Below are 20,144 nucleotides of genomic sequence, written 5' to 3'. Positions count from 1 at the left end.
TTCCTTGGAAGGTTCCCATGTCTGAAACTGCCCGCAAGTTCACCCTGCTGCCCATGCTTGGCCATACCAAGGGCAAGCGCAGCCCCGTCACCTGCGCGCTCAAATGCGACAACGCCTGCGCCGGCGATGTCTGCAACACCAGCTCCAACAGCTACTTCCGCGATATCGCCTCCACCACGCTGTCCCGCCGCGCCGCCCTGGGCCTGGGCGCCGCCGGTGCCCTCGCCGTCGCCCTCGGTTCAGCCGTAAGCTCCGCCCAACCTGCCTCCGCCGCGGGTCTGTCCAAAGCCGCCAAGGAAGGCTTCGGCAACTCCAAGCTGCAGTTCACCGCGATCAAGCCCGTCGACAAGGCCGTTGACGCGTTCACGGTGCCGGAGGGCTTCACCTGGCAGCCAATCATCCGCTGGGGCGACCCGCTGTTCGCCGACTCGCCTGACTTCGACCTGAACAACCAGACCGCCGCCGCCCAGGCCCGCCAGTTCGGCTACAACAACGACTACACGGACATCGTGGAAATCCCGGGCAGCAAGGGCCGCCGCGCCGTGCTGTTCACCAACCACGAGTACACCAACGAAAACATCATGGTGCCCGCCGGCTACGACCCCGTGGAAACCCGTGCCATCGGCCGCGCCGCGCACGGCCTGGCCGTGGTGGAACTGGAGCGCCAGAACACCACCAAGCCGTGGAGCTACGTCAAGGGTGCGCCGCTCAACCGGCGCTACCTCTCGGACACCACCTACGAACTGACCGGCCCCGTTGCCGGCTCCGCGCTGGTCAAGACTGTGGCTGACCCGTCCGGCCGCGCCATCAAGGGCACATTCGGCAACTGCTCCGGCGGCACCACCCCGTGGGGAACCATCCTCTCCGGCGAGGAGAACTTCAACGGCTACTTCGTTGCCGGCGGCACGTCCGCCACCGACAAGCGCTACGGCCTCACCGCCAAGCCCACCGCCCGCCAGTGGGAACTCGATGACCCCCGCTTCGACACCCGCAACGCCGGCTACGAAAACGAAGCCAACCGCTTCGGCTGGATCGTGGAAGTCGACCCGTTCGACCCCACCTCCACGCCCAAGAAGCGCTCTGCAATGGGCCGCTTCAAGCACGAGGGCGCCAATGTGATCGTGGCCGAATCGGGTCATGTGGTGGCCTACATGGGCGACGACGAGAAGTTCGACTACCTTTACAAGTTCGTCTCGGCGGACAAGTACCGTGAGGGCGACCGCAGGCACAACATGAACCTGCTGTCCGAGGGCGACCTCTACGTCGCCAAGTTCACCGGCAACTCACCGGCAGCAGAAATCACCGGAACCGGGGCGCTCCCCTCGGACGGCGCCTTTGACGGCACGGGCGAGTGGCTGCCGCTGGTGGTCGGCGGCAAGTCCTCAGTTCCCGGCATGTCCGTCGAAGAGGTCCTGGTGTACACCCGCCTGGCTGCGGACAAGGTGGGCCCCACCAAGATGGACCGCTGCGAGGACGTCCAGCCCAGCCTGCACACCGGCAAGGTCTACGTTGTCTGCACCAACAACTCCGACCGCGGCACCGGCACCAAGGAAGGCGCCACGGAGGTCAACCCGCGCACGCAGAACCGCGACGGCCACATCGTGGAAATCACCGAAACCGGCGACCAGACGTCAACCAAGTTCAACTGGACCCTCCTGATGGTCTGCGGCGATCCGGCGCAGGGCGATGCCACCTACTTCTCCGGCTACCCCGTGGACAAGGTCTCGCCTATCTCCTGCCCGGACAACGTGGCCTTCGACTCCGTGGGCAACCTCTGGATCTCCACCGACGGCGCCCCCTCCGGCATCGGCTACAACGACGGCCTCTTCAAAGTCACCCTGGACGGCGCTGAGCGCGGCAAAGTGGAGCAGTTCCTGTCCGTCCCGCGCGATGCCGAAACCTGCGGCCCAGTCATCCACGACGACGAGCGCATGGTATTCGTCTCCGTCCAGCACCCGGGCGAGGAAGGCACCTTCGAGGCTCCGCACTCTTTCTTCCCGGACTACGTCCCGGCAGGCACGACGCCGGCACCGGGCAAGGTGCGCGCGCCCCGTCCCTCAGTGGTCCAGGTGTTCCGCGGCTAACCTCCCGGACGCCCGATCACCTTCCGTGGGTTTTTCGGTGACGCCCCATCACCTTCCGGTCCACAGCGGCAGGAGGTGATGGGGCGTCGGGTGTTTTGCGGCAGGAGGTGATGGGGCGTCGGGGGGTGGCAGACTGGGTTGGTGACTTTGCCGAACGAATCTGCACCGAATGTCCCCGAGGTGGACGCCCCTGAGTTAAGCGCCCTCGATGCGGCGCGGATCGCCGTCGAGGTTTTGCTCGACGGCGGCGTGCGGCACGTGGTGGTGTCGCCGGGTTCGCGGTCGGCCCCGATGGCGTACGCGCTGGCCGAGGCTTCGGCGGCCGGCCGCGTTGAGCTGCTGGTCCGCATCGACGAGCGGTCCGCCGGCTTCACGGCCCTGGGCCTGGCCTTGTCCACCGGGTCGCCGGCCGCCGCGCTCACCACGTCCGGGACCGCAGTCGGGAACCTGATGCCGGCGGTGATGGAAGCCAACCACGCCGCCGTGCCGCTGATCGTGCTGTCGGCGGACCGGCCCGAGGAACTGCGCGGGACGGGCGCCAACCAGACCACCGTGCAGCCGGACCTCTTCGGCGAGCAGGTCCGGTTTGCCGCGGACGTTCCCGCCGGGACCAGCCCCGAACGGGCCGTCCAGACTGCCATCTCGGCAGCCACCGGGGCGTTTCCCGACCTGCCGCCGGGCCCGGTGCAGCTCAACCTGGCCTTCCGCGACCCCCTGGTTCCCTCCGCGGGCGAGGGGCTGCCGGATGTGGTGGAGCGTCAGCGCTACCGGGTGGGCACCGAGCCGCTGGTCATGAACCTGCTGCCGGCCCCCGATTCCATGCCGGAGCGGCGGACGGTGGTGCTGGCGGGGCACGACGCCGGACCGGTCGCCGAGGCCTTCGCCCGCGCCCATAACCTGCCGCTGCTCGCCGAGCCGTCCTCCAACGCGCGCTTCGGACCGAACGCGCTGGGCCCTTACCGGCTGCTGCTGGAGCATTTCGGGCCCGGCTCGGCGCAGCCGGTCGAGCGCGTGGTGCTGTTCGGCCGGCCCACGCTGTCCCGCCCGGTGGCTGCCCTCCTGGCCCGGGCCGATATCGAGTCAGCCCTGTACCAGCCGGTGCCCGTGGCCTGGTACGAGCCCGGACGGCGTACGGAACTGCCGCTGGAAAACCTGGCCGACCTGGCCGATTTTGCCGGCCGCGGGACCCCGGCCTGGCTGGACAAGTGGCTCCTGGCCGGTTCGGCGGCGCAGCACGCGCTGGACCAGGTGGTATCCGCGGGGGCGGCCGCCACCGGCCCGTCGGTCGCGTCCCTGGTCTGGAAGCATGCCCGCGGCCAGCTGCTGCTCGGGTCCTCGAACGGCATCCGGGACGTGGATCTGGCCGGGCTGCCCGCGCCTGATCCCGCCGCCACCGTGTACGCCAACCGAGGCCTGGCCGGCATCGACGGCACTGTTTCCACCGCCACCGGCATCGCGCTGGGCGGCCGGCAGGAAACCACGGTGCTGATGGGCGACGTGACGTTCCTGCACGACGCCGGCGGCCTCCTCCTCGGCGCCGGCGAGGAACAGCCGGACCTGCGGATCGTGGTCCTGAATGATTCCGGCGGGGCCATCTTCGGGCTGCTCGAGCACGGGGGTGTGGAGGAAGGCGGCCGCTACGGGGACGCCGTCGAACGCCTCTTCGGAACCCCGCACTCGGTGGACATCGCGGCACTCGCCGCAGCGTACGGCGTCGGACATTCACTGGTCAGCACGACGGCGGGACTCGCCGAAGCGCTGGGCCAGCCTGTGCAGGGGCGCACCATCGTGGAGGTGCGCACCGACCGCCGGCAGTTGCGGCAGCTGCATGCCCGGATCAAGGAAGCGGTGGCCGCCGCCGTCGAGGGTGTGCTGGCCGGGCAGTAGCTGCCGACGCGCAAACTAGCCGCTGACGCGGAAATGCCCTGCCGCTACCGATATGCCGGTAGCGACAGGGCATTTGCGTGTCGAAAATGAATTAGCGGAGCGTCAGAGCACGCGGCCGAGGAACTCCTTGGTCCGTGCATGCTGCGGGTTGGCGATGATCTCCCGGGGATCGCCCGATTCCACCACCACGCCGCCGTCCATGAAGGTCAGGGTATCGCCCACTTCGCGGGCGAAGCCGATCTCATGGGTCACCACGATCATGGTCATGCCGGACTTTGCCAGGTCTTTCATCACGTTCAGCACGTCACCCACCAGTTCCGGGTCAAGCGCCGACGTGGGCTCGTCGAAGAGCATCAGTTCGGGCTCCATGGCCAGGGCCCTGGCGATGGCTACCCGCTGCTGCTGTCCTCCGGAGAGCTGGGACGGGTAGTGGCCGGAACGGTCACCGAGGCCCACGCGGTCCAGAAGCTCAAGCGCACGCTTCTGGGCCTCGGACTTCGACTGTCCCTTCACATGGATGGGTGCTTCCATGACGTTCTGGAGCGCCGTCTTGTGCGGGAACAGGTTGAACCGCTGGAACACCATGCCGATCTCGCGGCGCTGGGCCGCGATCTCCTTGGTCTTGAGGTCGTGGAGCCTGCCGTTGACCTCGCGGTAGCCGATCAGCTGGCCGCCTACGGAGATCCGCCCTGCGCTGATGGTCTCCAGGAGGTTGACGCAGCGAAGCATGGTGGACTTGCCGGACCCGGAAGGACCGATCACCACCGACACCTCGCCCTGCTTGACCGTCATGTCGATACCCCGGAGCACATGGTGGTGCCCGTAGTACTTATGGAGGCCCTCAATCTTGACCAGCGGCATTTCTGCTGTGACCGTCATCGTGCACTCTCCTCGGGGAAGTCCGTCTTCATCGAGTGCTGGGCATCTGCGCCGGCACCGGCTGCCTTGGCCGCGGCAGGATTCACCGCCGCCGGGGCGAGGTTGTCCACGCCCTTGCCGTAGTAGGCCTCAAGGTAGTGCTGGCCCACCATGAGGAGGCTGGTCACCAGGAGGTACCAGAACGCCGCAACGATCAACAGGGGGATGGGAAGGTAGATACGGTTTGCCAGCGCATTGGTGGCAAATGTCAGGTCCAGGGTGAACGGGACCGCGAGGACAAGGGAAGTGGTCTTCAGCATGCCGATGGTCTCGTTGCCTGTGGGCGGAACGATGATCCGCATGGCCTGCGGCAGAATAATCCGCCACATGATCTTGCCCTTGGACATCCCGAGCGCCTCGGCGGCTTCCTGCTGCCCCTTGTCAACCGACTTGAGGCCGGCCCGGAAGATTTCCGCGAGGTAGGCCGATTCGTTCAGGCCAAGACCTAGGATGGCAGGAATCAAGCCCTTGCTGGGATCCGAGAGTGCATAGCTGAACAGTTCCGGTCCGAACGGGATCCCCAGCGTGATCGCGGGATAGAGAACCGTCACCAGTCCCCAGAACACCAGCTGCGTGTAGACAGGGGTGCCGCGGAAGAACCACACCCAGACCCAGCTGGTCCAGCGGAACACCGGATTGTCGGACTGCCGCATCACCGCCAGGAGAATGGCCAGGACGATGGCCAAAACCATGGAAGCGACAGTCAGCAGCAGCGTCCAGCCCACACCCTGGACAACCTTGACGTCCAGGATGTAGGTGCCCACGACGTCCCAACGGAAGTTGGGGTTGGTGAACATGCTCTGCAGGAAACCTGCAACCAGGAGGAGGATGACGGCAGCGCTGACCCAGCGGCCGGGGTGGCGGACCGGTACTGGATTGTTCAGTACCGGTGCGTCGTCCTTATGCTGCCCGTGCATGTGAACACCTGACTTGTCGTCGGTTACCCGAAAACTCAAGACTTGACCGCCGGGTTAACTTCGGACTTGGAGATGGCGCCTTCGGAGTTGCCCCAGCCTTCGAGGATCTTCTTGTAGGAGCCGTCTTCCATCAGCTTGGTGACGGTCTTCTGGATGACCTCTGCCCAGGCGGTGTCAGCCTTGGCCACGGCGATGCCCTGCGGAGCGGAATCGTAGACGTCGCCCAGCTTCTCCAGCTGGCCGTTGGTCTGGGTCAGGGCGTAGCCGATGATGGGGGAGTCCGCTGCCATGGCGTCGATGCTGCCGTTGACCAGGCGCGTGGTGACATCCGTCTGGTTCTTCAGGGTGACGATGTCGATGGGCTTCTTGCCGTCGGCGACGCACTTCTTGTTGCGGTCGGCGAGGTCCGGGTCTTCCTGGACGGTGCCGGTCTGCACGCCGATGGACTTGCCGCAAACATCATCCAGGGAGAACTTGTTGGGGTTTCCCTTCTTGACGGCCCAGGCGGTGCCGGCGTTGAAGTAGCTGACCATGTTCACCGCCCCGAGGCGCTCCGGGTTGATGGTGAACGAGGAGATGCCCAGATCGTACTTGGGGCCAAGGGCGGGGAGGATGCCGGTGAACTCCGCAGTCTGCACCTGGACCTTGAGACCCAGGGTGGCTCCGATGGCCTTGGCTATGTCAACGTCGTAGCCAACAGGCGTCTGGCCGTCCGGACCGAGGAACTCAGCAGGGGCGTAGCTGGTGTCCGAGCCCACCGTGATGGTGCCCTTGGACTTGATGGCATCCGGAACCATTGCGGCGAGGGCATCGTCCTTCTTGACGGTGGTGGGGTCAAAGCTGGCGGCCGCGCTGCCGGATGAAGTGGCCGCGCTGGAGGGGCCCGTTTCCGAGGCGTTCGTGCATGCTGAGAGGGCCAGGGCGCTGATGGCGATCATGGTGGCGGCAGTCAGCTTGGAAGTGCCCAGGAGGGTACGGGGAGTCTGCATTTCTTACCTTTTGTTGCAGGGGCTATGAGGTACTAACGCGGCTTATAGTGTAACGCTCAATAAGAGAGGTACGTCACACGCAACTAAGTTTCACTATTGGATAACTGTATCGGGGGCAAAATCAAGCCTTCAAGGAAGGGAATAGTCTGTTATCCCAGACTCATCGCCCCGGCAAGGGGTAAAACTTCAGCTGCTGATGCCCAGCGATTCGAGCATCGGCCGGAACTTGGCCCACGTCTCCGCGAGCTCGGCCTCCGGCTGCGAACCGTCCACGATGCCGCAGCCGGCGTACAGCCGGACAGTCTCGGGGGATTCGATCACGGCGCCGCGAAGCGCGATTCCCCACTCGCCGTTGCCTGCCGCATCCAGCCACCCCACCGGCCCGGCGTAGGGGCCGCGGTCCAGGTGCTCCAGCTTCCGGATCAGCTCGCCCGCCACCAGCGTGGGTGTTCCGCAGACCGCCGCCGTCGGGTGCAGGGCGTTGATCAGGGCAAGGCAGGTGGGCACGTGGCCCTCCACCTCGGTGAGCTCGGCCTTGACGTCCGAGGCCAGGTGCCAGACGTTGGGCAGCTCCAGGATGAACGGCTCATCGTGGGCGTTCATCGCCTCGGAGAACGGCGCCAGCTGCTTGGTCAGCGACTGTATGGCGATCTCATGCTCATGCCGCTGCTTCTCGGAGCCGGCCAGGACCCGCGTTGCGTAATCCATCGGTGCGCCGTCCTCGCCGTGGGCGTCCCGCCGGTCCAGGGTGCCGGCGAGAACCCGGGCCTGCGCCGTGCGCCCCTCCACCTGGATCAGCATTTCCGGCGTCGCTCCCACGAGCCCGTCCACGCCGTAGGTCCAGCATTCGCGGTACCGGGCGGCGAGCTCGCGCAGCACATCCGCGGCATGGACGCCGGCAGGAATGGTTGCCACTACGTCCCGCGCCAGCACCAGCTTCTCCAGCGCGCCCGTGCGGATCTCGGCAACCCCGGCAGCCACGGCGTCCATCCAGGCTTCCTCGCTGAGCGAGCCGGTATGCAGTGTCGCGCCGGCCGCCAGCCGGAGCGGGCGTACGACGGCGCCCCCCGCCGTGCCGGGCACGCTCACCCTGGTGCCGTCCCCGGCGGAGTCCGCTGCCGCCGTCGTGCTTTCAGCGACCGGGGCTCCGGCAGCGTCCGTGCCGGCGGCACCACTGCCAAGCCACCTGTCCAGGGCGGCGAGGGCCGTCTCTTCGGTGAGGGCGCCGTCGTCGAACGTCAGCTGGGTGAGCCAGGCCTGGTTGTCACGCACGCCCACTACGATCTCCGGCACGATCAGCCGGGACTCATGGGCGGAGGTCTTGGAAAAAGCGAAGGAGCCGAACGCCACCGGACCGGTCCCGGGCAGTTCCACGGAGTCGGTCACCTCGGCTTCCAGGACCAGGTGCCGCCACCAGATGTCGGCCTCCAGGAACCGGTCGGGGCCGGTGGCGGTGAAGCGCGCGGTCTCACCAAAGCCTGCCAGTCCGGCTTCGCGGCGGCTCCAGCAGAGGACGTCGTCCCGGACCAGAAACGAAGGCAGTCCCCCGGGGTATTGGTGTCCGTTGAGGGGAAATGTCAAGGTGCGGAGCGTGCTCGTCATGATTGCTCCAACTTACTGTGTTCTGCTGAGTTTTACTGTGTGGCCTGGATAGAACCCAGTAGGGATCCATTCCTGGCGGGGCTGGTCAGGACCTCCGGGAACATTTGAGACAATGTCATGGTGAACCGAGCATCCTTGGATAAGCGTCCGGACGAAGTAGCCACGATGTTTGACGACGTCGCACCGAAATACGACGTCGTCAACGATGTCCTCTCCATGGGGCAAACCCGCCGCTGGCGGAAGATCGTGGTGGACGCGATGGAAGTCTCCAAGGGCCAGCGCGTCCTGGACCTCGCGGCCGGCACCGGTACCTCCAGCGAGCCATATGCCGACGCCGGCATAGATGTAGTGGCCTGTGACTTCTCCCTTGGCATGCTCAAGGTGGGCAAGCGCCGGCGGCCGGACATCAACTTCGTTGCAGGGGATGCCACCAACCTGCCGTTCGCGGACAATACGTTCGATGCGACCACCATTTCCTTTGGCCTGCGCAACGTCAACGAGCCTAGGAAGGCGCTGCAGGAAATGCTGCGCGTCACCAAGCCCGGCGGCCGCCTGGTCATCGCCGAGTTCTCCCAGCCCGTGGTCCCGCTGTGGCGCACCATGTACACCGAGTACCTGATGCGCGCGCTGCCCGCCATCGCCACCAAAGTCGCCTCCAACCCGGACGCCTACGTCTACCTCGCCGAGTCAATCCGCGCCTGGCCGGACCAGGACCACCTGGCCGCCTGGCTGCAGGAAAGCGGCTGGGAGAATGTCACCTACCGCAACCTAACCGGCGGCATCGTGGCGGTCCACCGCGCGTTCAAGCCCGCGGATTCGGCATCCAACGGCGCCGCTGCCGCCATCGCCGCGCACAAGGGCCCGGTGGCCAAGCTGCGCCGCAACATCGTCCGCTGACCTGTGAAGGTTCTGATTGTCGGCGCCGGTCCCGCCGGGTCCACCGCCGCGTACTACCTTGCCAAGGCAGGCCTGGACGTCACGGTCCTGGAGAAGACGTCGTTTCCGCGGGAGAAGGTCTGCGGCGACGGCCTGACGCCCCGTGCCGTGCGCGAGATCCAGAAGCTCGGCCTGCCGCACCCCGAGAACGACGGCTGGCGCCGGAACAAGGGCCTGCGCCTCATCGCCGGCGGCCGCACCATCGAACTGCCCTGGCCCGAGGTGTCCGACTTCCCGCAGTACGGGCTCATCCGCACCCGCCTGGGCTTTGACGAGGAACTGGCCCGGCACGCCCAGGCCGCCGGGGCCACCATCCTTGAGCGGCACAGCGTCACCGATGCCCTGACAAACGATGCCGGCCGCGTCACGGGGGTCCGCGCAGCGCTCCTTGATGAGTCCGGGCGCAAGACGGGGGAGACGCTCGAGTTTCCCGCCGACGTCGTGCTCGCTGCCGACGGAAACTCCACCCGCACCGCCGTGTCCCAAGGCATCCAGAAGCGCGACGACCGGCCGCTGGGTGTCGCCGTCCGCACCTACTTCACGTCCCCGCGCACCAACGACGACTGGATGGAGGGCTGGCTGGAGCTCCCCGGCCGGGACGGCAAGCTGCTGCCCGGCTACGGCTGGGTCTTCGGCGTGGGCGACGGCACCTCCAACGTGGGCCTGGGCATCCTCAACTCCTCGAAGGAATTCGGCAAGCTCGACTACAAGCAGGTCCTGCGCGAATGGACCGCCGGCATGCCGGCCGACTGGGGGTTCACGCCGGAAAACCAGGTGGGCGAGATCCGCGGTGCCGCCCTGCCCATGGGCTTCAACCGCACGCCGCACTACTCACCCGGGCTCCTCCTGCTCGGCGACGCCGGCGGCATGGTGTCCCCGTTCAATGGCGAGGGCATCTCCTACGCCATGGAGTCGGCCCGCTTCGCGGCGGAGTTCATCATCGACGCCTCCTCACGCATGGCTGCTTCGGGCGGAACGTACGACGCCGACGCGCACCTTGCGCGGTACGCGGACTACGTGAGGGGCCAGTGGGGATCGCACTTCACCCTGGGCCGGGCCTTCGCCGCGCTGATCGGCAAGCCCGCCGTCATGAAGCTTGCCCTGCGGACCGGAATGCCCATCCCCGTGCTGATGCGGTTCGTGGTGCGGCTCCTGGCGAACCTCACGGACAGCTCCGCGAAAGGCTTCGAGGACCAGGTGATCCGCGTCCTGGAATCGCTGGTTCCGGCCACATCCAATACCCCGTCAGCTCCGAACCAGCGGTATCCGCAACAAAAAGTTAGGGTTAACCCGTGACCAAATCCGCAGACCACAGCTGGACGCACGCCGGGCACGGCCTGCCGGACTCCGAACCCAGCCTCAACACCACGGCCATCGCCACGGGACTCCAGCTGCCGGCCGGCTTCGCGGCCATCGCAGCGGACGATGAACTGGGCCCTGCCATCACCACCAACCTGGCCAAGGTGGAGAAGAAGCTCCGCGAAGCCATCGCCAACTCGGATCCCCTGGCTGACGCAACGTCGCGCCACCTGGTGGAAGCCGGCGGCAAGCGTATCCGGCCTCTGCTGACGCTGCTCTGCGCCCACCTCGGCGACGCGTCCCTGCCTGCGGTGGTGCAGGCCGCCGTCGTGGTTGAACTGACCCACCTGGCCACCCTCTACCACGACGACGTCATGGACTCCGCGCCCTTCCGCCGCGGAGCGCCGACTGCACACGAGGTGTGGGGCAACTCCGTGGCCGTCCTCACCGGGGACCTGATCTTTGCCCGCGCGTCCATCCTGGTGTCCGAGCTTGGCGGCCGGGCACTCGGAATCCAGGCCCGCACCTTCGAGCGCCTGTGCCTGGGCCAGCTGCACGAAACCGTGGGCCCCCGGCCGGACGAGGACCCGGTGGAGCACTACCTGTCGGTGATCGCGGACAAGACCGGTTCGCTGGTGGCGGCCTCCGGCCAGTTCGGTGCCATCTTCTCCGGCGCCGACGAGGCCTTCGAGGACATCCTGGTGGAATACGGCGAGAAGGTTGGTGTCGCTTTCCAGCTGGCCGACGACGTCATCGATGTCACCGGCGTCAAGGTCAAGTCCGGCAAGTCCCCGGGAACCGACCTGCGCGAAGGAGTTCCCACCCTGCCGGTGCTGCTCCTGCGCAAGGCAGCCGCCGACGGCGACCAGTCCGCCGTCGACCTTTTGAGGCTCATCGACGGCGACCTGTCCTCGGACGAGGCCCTGGCCGCCGCCGTTGCCGGCCTCCGCGAGCACCCCGTAACGGCAGAGTCCTGGGTGGTGGCGCGCCGCTGGGCCGACGAGGCCATCGCCGCCCTGGCTCCGCTGCCCGAGGGCGTGGTCAAGGAGTCGCTGTCCAACTTCGCGCTGGCCGTGGTGGACCGCGCCAGCTGATTGGGTCTGTCAGGAGCCCGGTTCCCTTGGTTGTCCAGGTGGGGGCCGGGCTTCTTCTTTTCATCGACTGCTCCGTAGTTGTCGTTTTGACGCGCCATAACGACAACTACGGAGCAATCGATGGATGGGGCGTTAACGGGACAGCCCCGGTCCGCAGCAACCGAAGCTGCTGTGAACCGGGGCTGTCTCTCCGTTCGCATCAGACCCGCCGGAGGCGTTTAGCGGATCCGGGAATAGCTTATGACAGCTTTGTCACAATACGCAAGTCTTTGTGTAACTCTCCTGTCAAAGAGTTTTCGCGGGGGAGGTCCTACCCCAAATGCGTTACTTATGGCTTCGCCGCGAGGTGCCAGCCCCGTATTTACGTGCACCCTCGATTAGCTGCGCCGCGTAAATTACGCAAAACGGGTCGGCCGCCTCGTTGTCGCTTATCCACATGGACACATCCCTCTGCTCCCGCGAGTGCTCCCCCCACGCACGATGAGGGATGGATATCTGCGACTACCTGGCCAGGCGCGGTGGAGCTGCTCGATCGCTGGAGCTGCATAAGGCCGGGTTCACGCGTACCAAGGTGGGCCGGGCGGTAGCTCTTGGCCTCGTGCTGAAAATCAGGCGGGGTGTGTACTCGCTGCCCGGCGACAAACGCGCTGTCCGGGCTTTGGCCGCTGGCGGGCGGCTCACTTGTCTATCCGCAGCGCCGATCTACGACCTGTGGACCCTCGGCGATCCAGCCGTCCTGCATGTCAGCCGGAGCCACCCCGTACATACGCCTGGCGTCATTGACCACGGCCGCCCCAAACATCCGCGGCATTCCTGGCTGCCTGCATTGGGTCTGGCAGACGTCCTTTTGCATGCGCTGCATTGCCTGCCGGAGCTTGAGGCGCTGGTGATGGTGCAGTCGGCTGTGGGCCGCGGTGACATCGCGCTTGATTTCCTTTACGGGCGTTGCCAGGGCCGCCGGAACGGGCGGACACGATCGGTACTGGACCTGGTGATTCCCCGAGCGGACTCCGTGCTTGAGGTACTTGCAAATGTCCACTTTGCTCGCGCCGGACTGCGGCTCCGGCGGCATGTTTACATCGCAGGAGTAGGCGAAGTGGACTTCCTGGTGGAGGAGTGCCTGGTGGTGGAGACAGATGGTTCAACCCACTTCGAACCAAAATCCGTCAAGCGGGACCAACGCCGCAACAACCAAAGCATCATCGGGGGCTACCTGGTGCTGCGCTATTACTATGACGACGTCATCCACCGTCCCGACGCCATGGTGGCAGAAGTCCAGGCGGTGTTGCGCAGGTGGCGAAGGCCAACGAACAACCGGGACGGCAACACGTTTGCGTAATTTATAGGCCAGCAGAGGGTGTGAAACCCCTGCAATCCGGGGCCTGATCCTGAAATGACCTATAAATGACGCATTTACGCTGAAGGCAGCGGGCCCAGAGGAGGAAGCCCTTTACTCTTCCTCTTCGTCCTCGAACGCCCACTCGAACATGTCGAAGACGAACTCGGAGAAGGTCCCTTCCTCGGACTTCCATTGGCCGCGGGCATTGTTGCGCCGGTACACGATGGGGTCAGGGACGCCGAGGTCGCCTACCCGGAAGCCCCAGGTGAACTGTTCCTCTTCATCCTCGAGGAACATCAGGAAGCCCTCGTCATCGACCTCGAGCTCCTCGGGGTCCCAGAAGTAGTGGTACGCCTCCATCAGGTCCTCGCAGCCGCCCAGGGCGAGATAGAACTCGCGCAGGACCAGCGGGATCTGGAACTGGTGGTCGGCGAGGGCCTTGTCCAGCTCCTCGGGCGTCAGGCCGTCCTCTTCCTGCCATTCATCCTCGAGATACTTCGGAACAAGCGCACGGAACTTCTCGAGGAACATGTCAGTCATGCTCATATCCTAGCCAATCCGGAGGCCCCCAAAATGACATCGCGCCGAACCCTCAGAGGCCCGGATCGGCCGCCCGGCGTTGCCAGCCACGCACCGCGAGGGGCGCCTGCCAGGAGCGCCGCCAGGCAAGCACCCGGAACGTGAAAACCACAGCCGCGATGCCTGCCGCCGTCAGGACGTTGAACACGCCGAAAACCCACAGGATTGCCGTCAACAAGGAGCCCAGGAACGCGGGCAGGGCATAAATGTCCTTGGGGTTGAACAGTTCCGGAACCTCGTTGGCGGTAATGTCCCGCAGCAGGCCACCGCCCACCGCCGTCGTTACTCCCAGCAGCACCGAAGCCACCGGATTCAACCCCGTGGCCAGCGCCTTCAGCGTGCCGGTCATGCAGAACAGCGCCAGGCCGGCGGCGTCGAACAGGACCAGCAGCGACGTGTAGCGCTGGACGCTGGAGAACAGGAAGAACACCAGCACGGTGGCCAGCAGCGGCGGAACCAGATACGCGGGGTTGGTGAACGCTGCGGGGACCACGGCAAGGATGATGTCGCGGATCACGCCGCCGCCAAGCCCCACCAGGGAGGCCAGCAGCAGGGACCCGACAATATCGATCTGCTTCCGCGCCGCCAGCAGCGAGCCCGAGACGGCAAAGAAGAACACGCCCAGCAGATCCAGCCACACCGGGGAGTTGTCAAAGGCGAATGTCATGGAGCGTCCCGGCAATTCAAAGAGGGCGGACAGGGCGGCTCCAACGTTACGCTAACCCCTATGAACAGCCCCATCATGATCGCCTGCGCCCATGGGACGTCCAACACACAGGGAGCCGCGGAGGTCAACGCCCTGCGCGCTGCCATCGCCGAACTCCGCCCCGGACTGGATGTCCGGGAGGCCTACGTGGACGTCCAGCAGCCCGACCTGGTGGACGTGGTGGCGGGCCTGCCGGCCGGGGAACCCGCCGTCGTGGTTCCTTTGTTGCTGAGCGTTGGCTACCACGTGAAAGTGGATATTGCCCGTGCCGTGAAAAGCCGTCCGGGCAGTGCGGCCGCCGCGCCGCTGGGTCCCGACCCGCGGCTCGCCCAACTGCTGGACCAGCGGCTGCGGGAGGCCGGCACCACGGACAACGACGTCATCGTGCTGGCCGCGGCCGGCTCCTCCAACCCGAACGCCGCCGTCAGCGTGGAGGAGTTGGTGGGCCAGCTGCGGGAGCTGCGGTCCAACCGCATCGTGGCCGCCTACGGTGCGTCCGCCAAGCCGTCCGTGCCCGACGCCGTCGCCATGCTTCGCGAGGAACTTGCCGGGGGGGCCGGGGCGGGGGAGTCCGCAGGGGCGGTCGACGTCGGCGGGCGCGTGGTGGTTGCCTCGTACCTCCTGGCGCCGGGCTTCTTCCACGACCAGCTGGCCAAGGCGGGTGCCGACGTCGTGACCGCGCCGCTGCTGCCCTCCCGCGTGCTGGCCGAAATTGCGCTGGACAGGTATGACGCCGCCGTCGCCCGGATGAATTCAACCCGCGCCGAGGCCCCCGAACAGGCCGCCCCCGCGGCTCCCGCCGCAGCCCCCACCGAGGTGCCCGCCGATGCACAGCAGGGAGGCTTCTTCAAGGCCGTCCGGCGTTTCGTGACGAAATATTTCCCTAGGTGACTTAGCGTTTCCGGGCCTTTGTGACGCTATTCGGCGTCGCCCTACAGTCGATGCATGACTGATACAGCTCTAGCCGGAGCGTCGGCGGACTCCGCTGCCGCCAAGCGCCCCGCACGCCCGTCCCGCCCCGCTGCAAAACCGCACGGGCAGTGGAAAGTGGACGGCAAGACGCCGCTGAACGCCAACGAAACCTGGAAACAGGAAGACGACGGCCTGAACGTCCGCGAGCGTATCGAGACCATCTACGCCAAGGAAGGCTTCGACGCCATCCCCGGCCAGGACCTGCACGGCCGTTTTCGCTGGTGGGGCCTCTACACCCAGCGCAAGCCCGGGATCGACGGCGGCAAGACCGCAACCCTTGAGCCGCACGAGCTTGAGGACAAGTACTTCATGCTGCGCGTGCGGATCGACGGCGGTGCCCTTACCACCGAGCAGCTGCGCGTCATCGGCCAGATTTCCGTGGACTTTGCCCGGGACTCCGCCGACCTCACCGACCGGCAGAACATCCAGCTGCACTGGATCCGCGTGGAGGACATCCCCGAGATCTGGAACCGGCTGGAGTCCGTGGGCCTGTCCACCACCGAAGCCTGCGGCGACGTGCCCCGCGTCATCCTGGGTTCGCCCGTCGCCGGCATCGCCAAGGACGAGATCATCGACCCCACCCCGCTCATCGCCGAGCTGGGGGAGCGGTTCATCGGCAACCCGCTGCTGTCCAACCTGCCGCGCAAGTACAAGACCGCGATCACCGGGCACCCCAGCCAGGACGTGGTCCACGAGATCAACGACTGCGCCTTCGTGGGGGTCCGCCACCCCGAGCTCGGCGTTGGCTACGACCTCTGGGTGGGCGGCGCGCTGTCCACCAACCCGATGCTCGGCAAGCGCCTGGGCGCCTTCGTCCAGCCGGACCAGGCCGCCGACGTGTGGCTGGGCGTCACCAGCATCTTCCGGGACTACGGCTACCGCCGCATGCGCACCAAGGCCCGCCTGAAGTTCCTGCTGGCCGACTGGGGCCCGGAAAAGTTCCGCCAGATCCTGGAGGACGAATACCTGGGCTACAAGCTGGCCGACGGTCCCGCCGCCCCCAAGCCGGCCACTCCCGGCGACCACGTGGGCGTGCACGAGCAGAAGGACGGCAAGTTCTTCATCGGCGCCACCCCCATCGCCGGCCGGCTCTCCGGCGCCGCCCTGGTCAAGCTCGCCGACACCCTCGAGGCCCGCGGCTCCTACCGCCTGCGCACCACCCCGCACCAGAAGATTGTGGTGCTGGACGTCGAGAAGGACCAGGTGGAGCCGCTCATCACCGAGCTGGACACCCTTGGCCTGTCCGCCCGGCCGTCCGTGTTCCGCCGCGGCACCATCGCCTGCACCGGCATCGAGTACTGCAAGCTGGCCATTGTGGAGACCAAGTACACGGCCGCCACCGCCGTCGCCGAGCTGGAACGCCGCCTGGCCGACCTCGCCGGCTCCGGCCAGCTGCCGCAGGCACTGTCGCTGCACATCAACGGCTGCCCCAACTCGTGCGCCCGCATCCAGACGGCGGACATCGGCCTCAAGGGCATGATGCTGCCAACGCCCGACGGCGATCCCTCCCCGGGTTTCCAGGTCCACCTGGGCGGCGGGCTGGCAAACAACGACCGCGAGGAAGCCGGCCTGGGCCGCACCGTGCGCGGCCTGAAGGTCTACGTCGACGACCTGCCCGACTATGTGGAGCGCGTGGTGCGCCGGTTCGTCGCCGACCGCGGCGAAGGCCAGACCTTCGCCGAATGGGCCCACGCAGCAGACGAGGAGGCACTGCAGTAATGGCAAAGCATCTCGCACCCGCACCGGCCAAGCGCCCTGTCGAAGAGCTGAAGGCCCTCGCCGAAGCCGGCGCCGCCGAGCTCGGCTGGGACGCCCCCGCCCGCGACGTGATCGCCTGGGTGGAGCGCAACTTCGACCTGCCCGCGGTCGCCGTCGCCTGCTCCATGGCCGACGCCGTCCTGCCCGCCCTGGTGGCGGACCAGATGCCCGGCGTCGACGTCCTGTTCCTGGAGACCGGCTACCACTTCCCGGAAACCTACGCCACCCGTGACGAGGTGGCCGCGAACCTCCGCGTCAACGTGGTGGACGTGCTGCCGGAGAACACCGTGGAGCAGCAGGACCGGCTGCTGGGCAAAAACCTCTTCGCCCGGGACGCCGCCCAGTGCTGCGCCCTCCGCAAGGTGGCCCCGCTGCAGCGGACCCTGGCCGGCTACGAACTCTGGTTCACCGGCGTCCGCCGCGACGAAGCCCCCACGCGCACCAACACCCCGCTGATCACCTGGGACGAGAAGAACGGGCTGGTCAAGGTCAACCCGATGGCAGCCTGGACCTTCGACCAGCTGGTCCAGTACTCCGAGGACAACCTCCTCCCCGTCAACCCGCTGCTCTCGCAGGGTTACCCCTCCATTGGCTGCCAGCCCTGCACCCGCAAGGTGGCGCCCGGCGAAGACCCCCGCGCCGGCCGCTGGGCAGGAACCGACAAGACAGAATGCGGACTTCACGTATGAGCACATCCCTTTCCGAGGAGACCCAGGTGACTGACACCGCCGTAACCACGCGCCTGTCCAGCCTGGACACCCTCGAATCCGAAGCCATCCACATCATCCGCGAGGTTGTTGCCGAGTTCGAGAAGCCCGCGCTGCTGTTCTCCGGCGGCAAGGACTCCGTGGTGATGCTGCACCTGGCCACCAAGGCGTTCTGGCCGGGCAAGGTGCCGTTCCCCGTGCTGCACGTGGACACCGGGCACAACTTCCCCGAGGTCATCGACTTCCGTGACCGCACCGTCGAGCGCCTGGGCCTGAAGCTCGTGGTGGGCTCCGTGCAGGAGTTCATCGACCGCGGCGAACTCGCCGAGCGCGCCGACGGCACCCGCAACCCGCTGCAGACCGTCCCGCTGCTGGACGCCATCCAGCAGAACAAGTTCGACGCCGTCTTCGGCGGCGGCCGCCGCGACGAGGACAAGGCCCGCGCCAAGGAGCGCATCCTCAGCCTCCGTGACGAGTTCGGCCAGTGGGACCCGCGCAACCAGCGCCCCGAGCTGTGGAACCTCTACAACGGCCGCCACACCGTGGGCCAGCACGTCCGTGCGTTCCCCATCAGCAACTGGACCGAGCTGGATATCTGGCGCTACATCGAGCGCGAGAACATTGAACTCCCCGGCCTGTACTACGCCCACGAGCGCGAGGTCTTCGCCCGCGACGGCATGTGGCGCGCCGTGGGCGAGGTGTCCCAGCCCCGCCCGGATGAGGAAGTCATCACCAAGACCGTCCGCTACCGCACGGTGGGCGACATGTCCTGCACCGGCGCCGTCGAGTCCAACGCGTTTACGGTGTCCGACGTCGTGGTTGAAGTCGCCGCCTCCACCCTGACCGAACGTGGCGCCACCCGCGCAGATGACCGCATCTCCGAGGCCGCCATGGAAGACCGCAAGAAGGACGGGTACTTCTAATGACCACGATTTCTGAGATTCCGGCCGAATCCATCAACGAAGCCCTGCCCACCACCCTCTTCCGGTTCGCCACCGCAGGATCGGTCGACGACGGCAAGTCCACCCTGGTGGGCCGCCTCCTCCACGACTCCAAGGCCATCCTCGCCGACCAGCTCGACGCCGTGGCCCGCACCTCGGCCGACCGCGGCTTCGGCGGAGACAAGGGCGGGATCGATCTTGCCCTGCTGACCGACGGCCTGCGCGCCGAACGCGAACAGGGCATCACCATCGACGTGGCCTACCGCTACTTCGCCACCGACCGCCGCAGCTTCATCCTGGCCGACTGCCCCGGGCACGTGCAGTACACCAAGAACACGGTGACGGGCGCATCCACCGCGGATGCCGTCGTCGTGCTCATCGACGCCCGCAAGGGTGTCCTGGAGCAGACCCGCCGGCACCTGTCCGTGCTGCAGCTGCTGCGCGTGGCGCACGTGATCGTTGCCGTGAACAAGATCGACCTGGTGGACTTCAGCGAATCCGTGTTCCGCGACATCGAAGCCGACGTGCAACAGGTGGGCCGTGAGCTGGGCCTCGGCGCCGACGGCATCAGCGACCTGCTGGTCATCCCCGTCTCCGCCCTCGACGGCGACAACGTGGTGGACCGCTCCGAGCGCACCCCCTGGTACACCGGGCCGGCCCTGCTGGAGGTCCTCGAAACCCTCCCGGCGGCCGACGAACTGGAAAGCCACCTGGAAAGCTTCCGCTTCCCCGTGCAGCTGGTCATCCGGCCGCAGGGTGCCCTCGCACCGGATGCCGTGGCCGCCGGCCTGGACGTGGAGGCCTTCCGTGACTACCGCGCCTACGCCGGCCAGATCACTGAAGGTTCCGTGAAGGTGGGCGACAAGGTCTCCGTCCTGACTCCCGGCCAGGACCCGCGCACCACCACCGTGGTGGGGATCGACTTCGCCGGTGCCTCCCTTGAGGAAGCCGCCGCGCCGCAGTCCGTGGCCATCCGGCTGGCGGACGAGTTCGACGTCGCGCGCGGAGACACCATCGCTGCTGCCGGCACCGTCCGCGAAGCCTCCGCGGATCTGTACGCGGCCCTCTGCTGGCTCTCGCCCAAGCCCCTCCGGGAAGGCCAGAAGGTGCTGGTCAAGCACGGCACCCGTACCGTGCAGGCGATGGTCCGCAACGTCACCGGCAAGCTGGACCTGGCCTCCTTCAAGCTGGAGCCGGCGTCCACCCTGGAACTGAACGACATCGGGCACGCGCAGCTCCGGCTCGCCGCACCGCTGCCGCTGGAAAACTACCTGCACCACCGCCGCACCGGTGCGTTCCTGGTGATCGATCCACTGGACGGCAACACGCTGGCCGCAGGCCTGGTCAAGGACCACCCGGGCGACCACGAGGACGAGCGCTACAGCATCTAGGTCCTGCCCCCGAAACCGCGGCTTG

General features: G+C 66.9%; 17 protein-coding genes. 11 read left to right on the top strand and 6 right to left on the bottom strand.

What is annotated here, in order from left to right:
• The first annotated feature begins 17 nt into the window (after nt 1-17).
• Together RM50_RS01410 and menD are read left to right on the top strand one after the other, a co-directional pair.
• On the top strand, nt 18-2,084 hold the full coding sequence (locus tag RM50_RS01410) for a PhoX family protein (protein ID WP_043449175.1): 2,067 nt from the start codon (nt 18-20) through the stop codon (nt 2,082-2,084).
• A 147-nt stretch (nt 2,085-2,231) separates the two neighbouring features.
• Nucleotides 2,232-3,971 (top strand): 2-succinyl-5-enolpyruvyl-6-hydroxy-3-cyclohexene-1-carboxylic-acid synthase, encoded by a 1,740-nt coding sequence (menD, locus tag RM50_RS01405; protein WP_205622213.1) that lies wholly within the window; start codon nt 2,232-2,234, stop codon nt 3,969-3,971.
• 102 nt (nt 3,972-4,073) lie between these two features.
• Here menD and RM50_RS01400 read toward each other — a convergent pair whose 3' ends face one another.
• The 4 genes from RM50_RS01400 to RM50_RS01385 form a co-directional block, all read right to left on the bottom strand.
• The gene (locus RM50_RS01400; protein ID WP_043449170.1) at nt 4,074-4,850 is read right to left on the bottom strand and encodes an amino acid ABC transporter ATP-binding protein; all 777 of its coding nucleotides are present in this window, start codon (nt 4,848-4,850) and stop codon (nt 4,074-4,076) included.
• Nucleotides 4,847-5,806: an amino acid ABC transporter permease gene (locus tag RM50_RS01395; protein ID WP_043449167.1), complete on the bottom strand. Its 960-nt coding sequence runs from the start codon at nt 5,804-5,806 to the stop codon at nt 4,847-4,849. The genes RM50_RS01400 and RM50_RS01395 overlap by 4 nt, the downstream gene beginning before the upstream one ends.
• A gap of 35 nt (nt 5,807-5,841) precedes the next feature.
• Nucleotides 5,842-6,795, bottom strand: a complete 954-nt coding sequence (locus tag RM50_RS01390; RefSeq protein WP_043449165.1) for an ABC transporter substrate-binding protein — start codon at nt 6,793-6,795, stop codon at nt 5,842-5,844.
• Nucleotides 6,796-6,981: 186 nt separating this feature from the next.
• Nucleotides 6,982-8,397: an isochorismate synthase gene (locus tag RM50_RS01385; RefSeq protein WP_043449162.1), complete on the bottom strand. Its 1,416-nt coding sequence runs from the start codon at nt 8,395-8,397 to the stop codon at nt 6,982-6,984.
• A 120-nt stretch (nt 8,398-8,517) separates the two neighbouring features.
• On the opposite strand from RM50_RS01385, the gene RM50_RS01380 reads away from it, so the two are divergent.
• The 4 genes from RM50_RS01380 to RM50_RS01365 all read left to right on the top strand — a co-directional run bounded on the left by RM50_RS01380 (nt 8,518) and on the right by RM50_RS01365 (nt 13,065).
• Nucleotides 8,518-9,294, top strand: coding sequence for a demethylmenaquinone methyltransferase (locus tag RM50_RS01380; RefSeq protein WP_240471788.1), 777 nt, complete (start codon nt 8,518-8,520; stop codon nt 9,292-9,294).
• A gap of 3 nt (nt 9,295-9,297) precedes the next feature.
• Nucleotides 9,298-10,629 carry a geranylgeranyl reductase family protein gene (locus RM50_RS01375; RefSeq protein WP_043449157.1) on the top strand — a complete coding sequence of 444 codons (1,332 nt, stop codon included), beginning with the start codon at nt 9,298-9,300 and terminating at the stop codon, nt 10,627-10,629.
• Nucleotides 10,626-11,726 (top strand): polyprenyl synthetase family protein, encoded by a 1,101-nt coding sequence (locus RM50_RS01370; RefSeq protein ID WP_043449154.1) that lies wholly within the window; start codon nt 10,626-10,628, stop codon nt 11,724-11,726. Before RM50_RS01375 ends, RM50_RS01370 begins: the two co-directional genes overlap by 4 nt.
• Nucleotides 11,727-12,213: 487 nt before the next feature.
• Entirely contained in the window at nt 12,214-13,065 is an 852-nt protein-coding gene (locus tag RM50_RS01365) for a DUF559 domain-containing protein (RefSeq protein WP_043449151.1), read from the top strand.
• Nucleotides 13,066-13,176: 111 nt separating this feature from the next.
• Here RM50_RS01365 and RM50_RS01360 read toward each other — a convergent pair whose 3' ends face one another.
• Together RM50_RS01360 and RM50_RS01355 are read right to left on the bottom strand one after the other, a co-directional pair.
• Entirely contained in the window at nt 13,177-13,605 is a 429-nt protein-coding gene (locus RM50_RS01360) for a hypothetical protein (RefSeq protein ID WP_043449149.1), read from the bottom strand.
• 52 nt (nt 13,606-13,657) lie between these two features.
• Entirely contained in the window at nt 13,658-14,311 is a 654-nt protein-coding gene (locus tag RM50_RS01355) for a trimeric intracellular cation channel family protein (RefSeq protein WP_043449146.1), read from the bottom strand.
• Nucleotides 14,312-14,371: 60 nt separating this feature from the next.
• On the opposite strand from RM50_RS01355, the gene RM50_RS01350 reads away from it, so the two are divergent.
• The 5 genes from RM50_RS01350 to RM50_RS01330 are packed head-to-tail and all read left to right on the top strand — an operon-like array spanning nt 14,372 to nt 20,119.
• The gene (locus RM50_RS01350; RefSeq protein WP_043449144.1) at nt 14,372-15,241 is read left to right on the top strand and encodes a sirohydrochlorin chelatase; all 870 of its coding nucleotides are present in this window, start codon (nt 14,372-14,374) and stop codon (nt 15,239-15,241) included.
• 54 nt (nt 15,242-15,295) lie between these two features.
• Nucleotides 15,296-17,041 carry a nitrite/sulfite reductase gene (locus tag RM50_RS01345; RefSeq protein WP_043449142.1) on the top strand — a complete coding sequence of 582 codons (1,746 nt, stop codon included), beginning with the start codon at nt 15,296-15,298 and terminating at the stop codon, nt 17,039-17,041.
• The gene (locus RM50_RS01340; RefSeq protein WP_043449139.1) at nt 17,041-17,769 is read left to right on the top strand and encodes a phosphoadenylyl-sulfate reductase; all 729 of its coding nucleotides are present in this window, start codon (nt 17,041-17,043) and stop codon (nt 17,767-17,769) included. Before RM50_RS01345 ends, RM50_RS01340 begins: the two co-directional genes overlap by 1 nt.
• Nucleotides 17,766-18,710, top strand: a complete 945-nt coding sequence (cysD, locus tag RM50_RS01335) for a sulfate adenylyltransferase subunit CysD (protein ID WP_043449136.1) — start codon at nt 17,766-17,768, stop codon at nt 18,708-18,710. Before RM50_RS01340 ends, cysD begins: the two co-directional genes overlap by 4 nt.
• A complete protein-coding gene (locus tag RM50_RS01330; RefSeq protein WP_043449134.1) occupies nt 18,710-20,119 on the top strand; it encodes a sulfate adenylyltransferase subunit 1 in 1,410 nt (469 codons plus the stop codon). Before cysD ends, RM50_RS01330 begins: the two co-directional genes overlap by 1 nt.
• The last annotated feature ends 25 nt before the right edge of the window (nt 20,120-20,144 follow it).

It is taken from the genome of Pseudarthrobacter phenanthrenivorans (assembly GCF_000813845.1).
Lineage (GTDB): Bacteria > Actinomycetota > Actinomycetes > Actinomycetales > Micrococcaceae > Arthrobacter > Arthrobacter phenanthrenivorans_B.
The sequence above is the reverse complement of the archived record's forward strand: the minus strand, read 5'-3'. Positions and strand labels throughout refer to the sequence as shown.

What these genes read in the sequence shown, in the direction of transcription:
- RM50_RS01350 (WP_043449144.1), top strand. Translation starts at nt 14,372, where the DNA reads ATGAACAGCCCCATCATGATCGCCTGCGCCCATGGGACGTCCAACACA.
- RM50_RS01360 (WP_043449149.1), bottom strand. Translation starts at nt 13,605, where the DNA reads ATGACTGACATGTTCCTCGAGAAGTTCCGTGCGCTTGTTCCGAAGTAT.
- RM50_RS01330 (WP_043449134.1), top strand. Translation starts at nt 18,710, where the DNA reads ATGACCACGATTTCTGAGATTCCGGCCGAATCCATCAACGAAGCCCTG.
- RM50_RS01355 (WP_043449146.1), bottom strand. Translation starts at nt 14,311, where the DNA reads ATGACATTCGCCTTTGACAACTCCCCGGTGTGGCTGGATCTGCTGGGC.
- RM50_RS01395 (WP_043449167.1), bottom strand. Translation starts at nt 5,806, where the DNA reads ATGCACGGGCAGCATAAGGACGACGCACCGGTACTGAACAATCCAGTA.
- RM50_RS01385 (WP_043449162.1), bottom strand. Translation starts at nt 8,397, where the DNA reads ATGACGAGCACGCTCCGCACCTTGACATTTCCCCTCAACGGACACCAA.
- cysD (WP_043449136.1), top strand. Translation starts at nt 17,766, where the DNA reads ATGAGCACATCCCTTTCCGAGGAGACCCAGGTGACTGACACCGCCGTA.
- RM50_RS01345 (WP_043449142.1), top strand. Translation starts at nt 15,296, where the DNA reads ATGACTGATACAGCTCTAGCCGGAGCGTCGGCGGACTCCGCTGCCGCC.
- RM50_RS01340 (WP_043449139.1), top strand. Translation starts at nt 17,041, where the DNA reads ATGGCAAAGCATCTCGCACCCGCACCGGCCAAGCGCCCTGTCGAAGAG.
- RM50_RS01400 (WP_043449170.1), bottom strand. Translation starts at nt 4,850, where the DNA reads ATGACGGTCACAGCAGAAATGCCGCTGGTCAAGATTGAGGGCCTCCAT.
- RM50_RS01390 (WP_043449165.1), bottom strand. Translation starts at nt 6,795, where the DNA reads ATGCAGACTCCCCGTACCCTCCTGGGCACTTCCAAGCTGACTGCCGCC.
- RM50_RS01410 (WP_043449175.1), top strand. Translation starts at nt 18, where the DNA reads ATGTCTGAAACTGCCCGCAAGTTCACCCTGCTGCCCATGCTTGGCCAT.
- RM50_RS01365 (WP_043449151.1), top strand. Translation starts at nt 12,214, where the DNA reads ATGGATATCTGCGACTACCTGGCCAGGCGCGGTGGAGCTGCTCGATCG.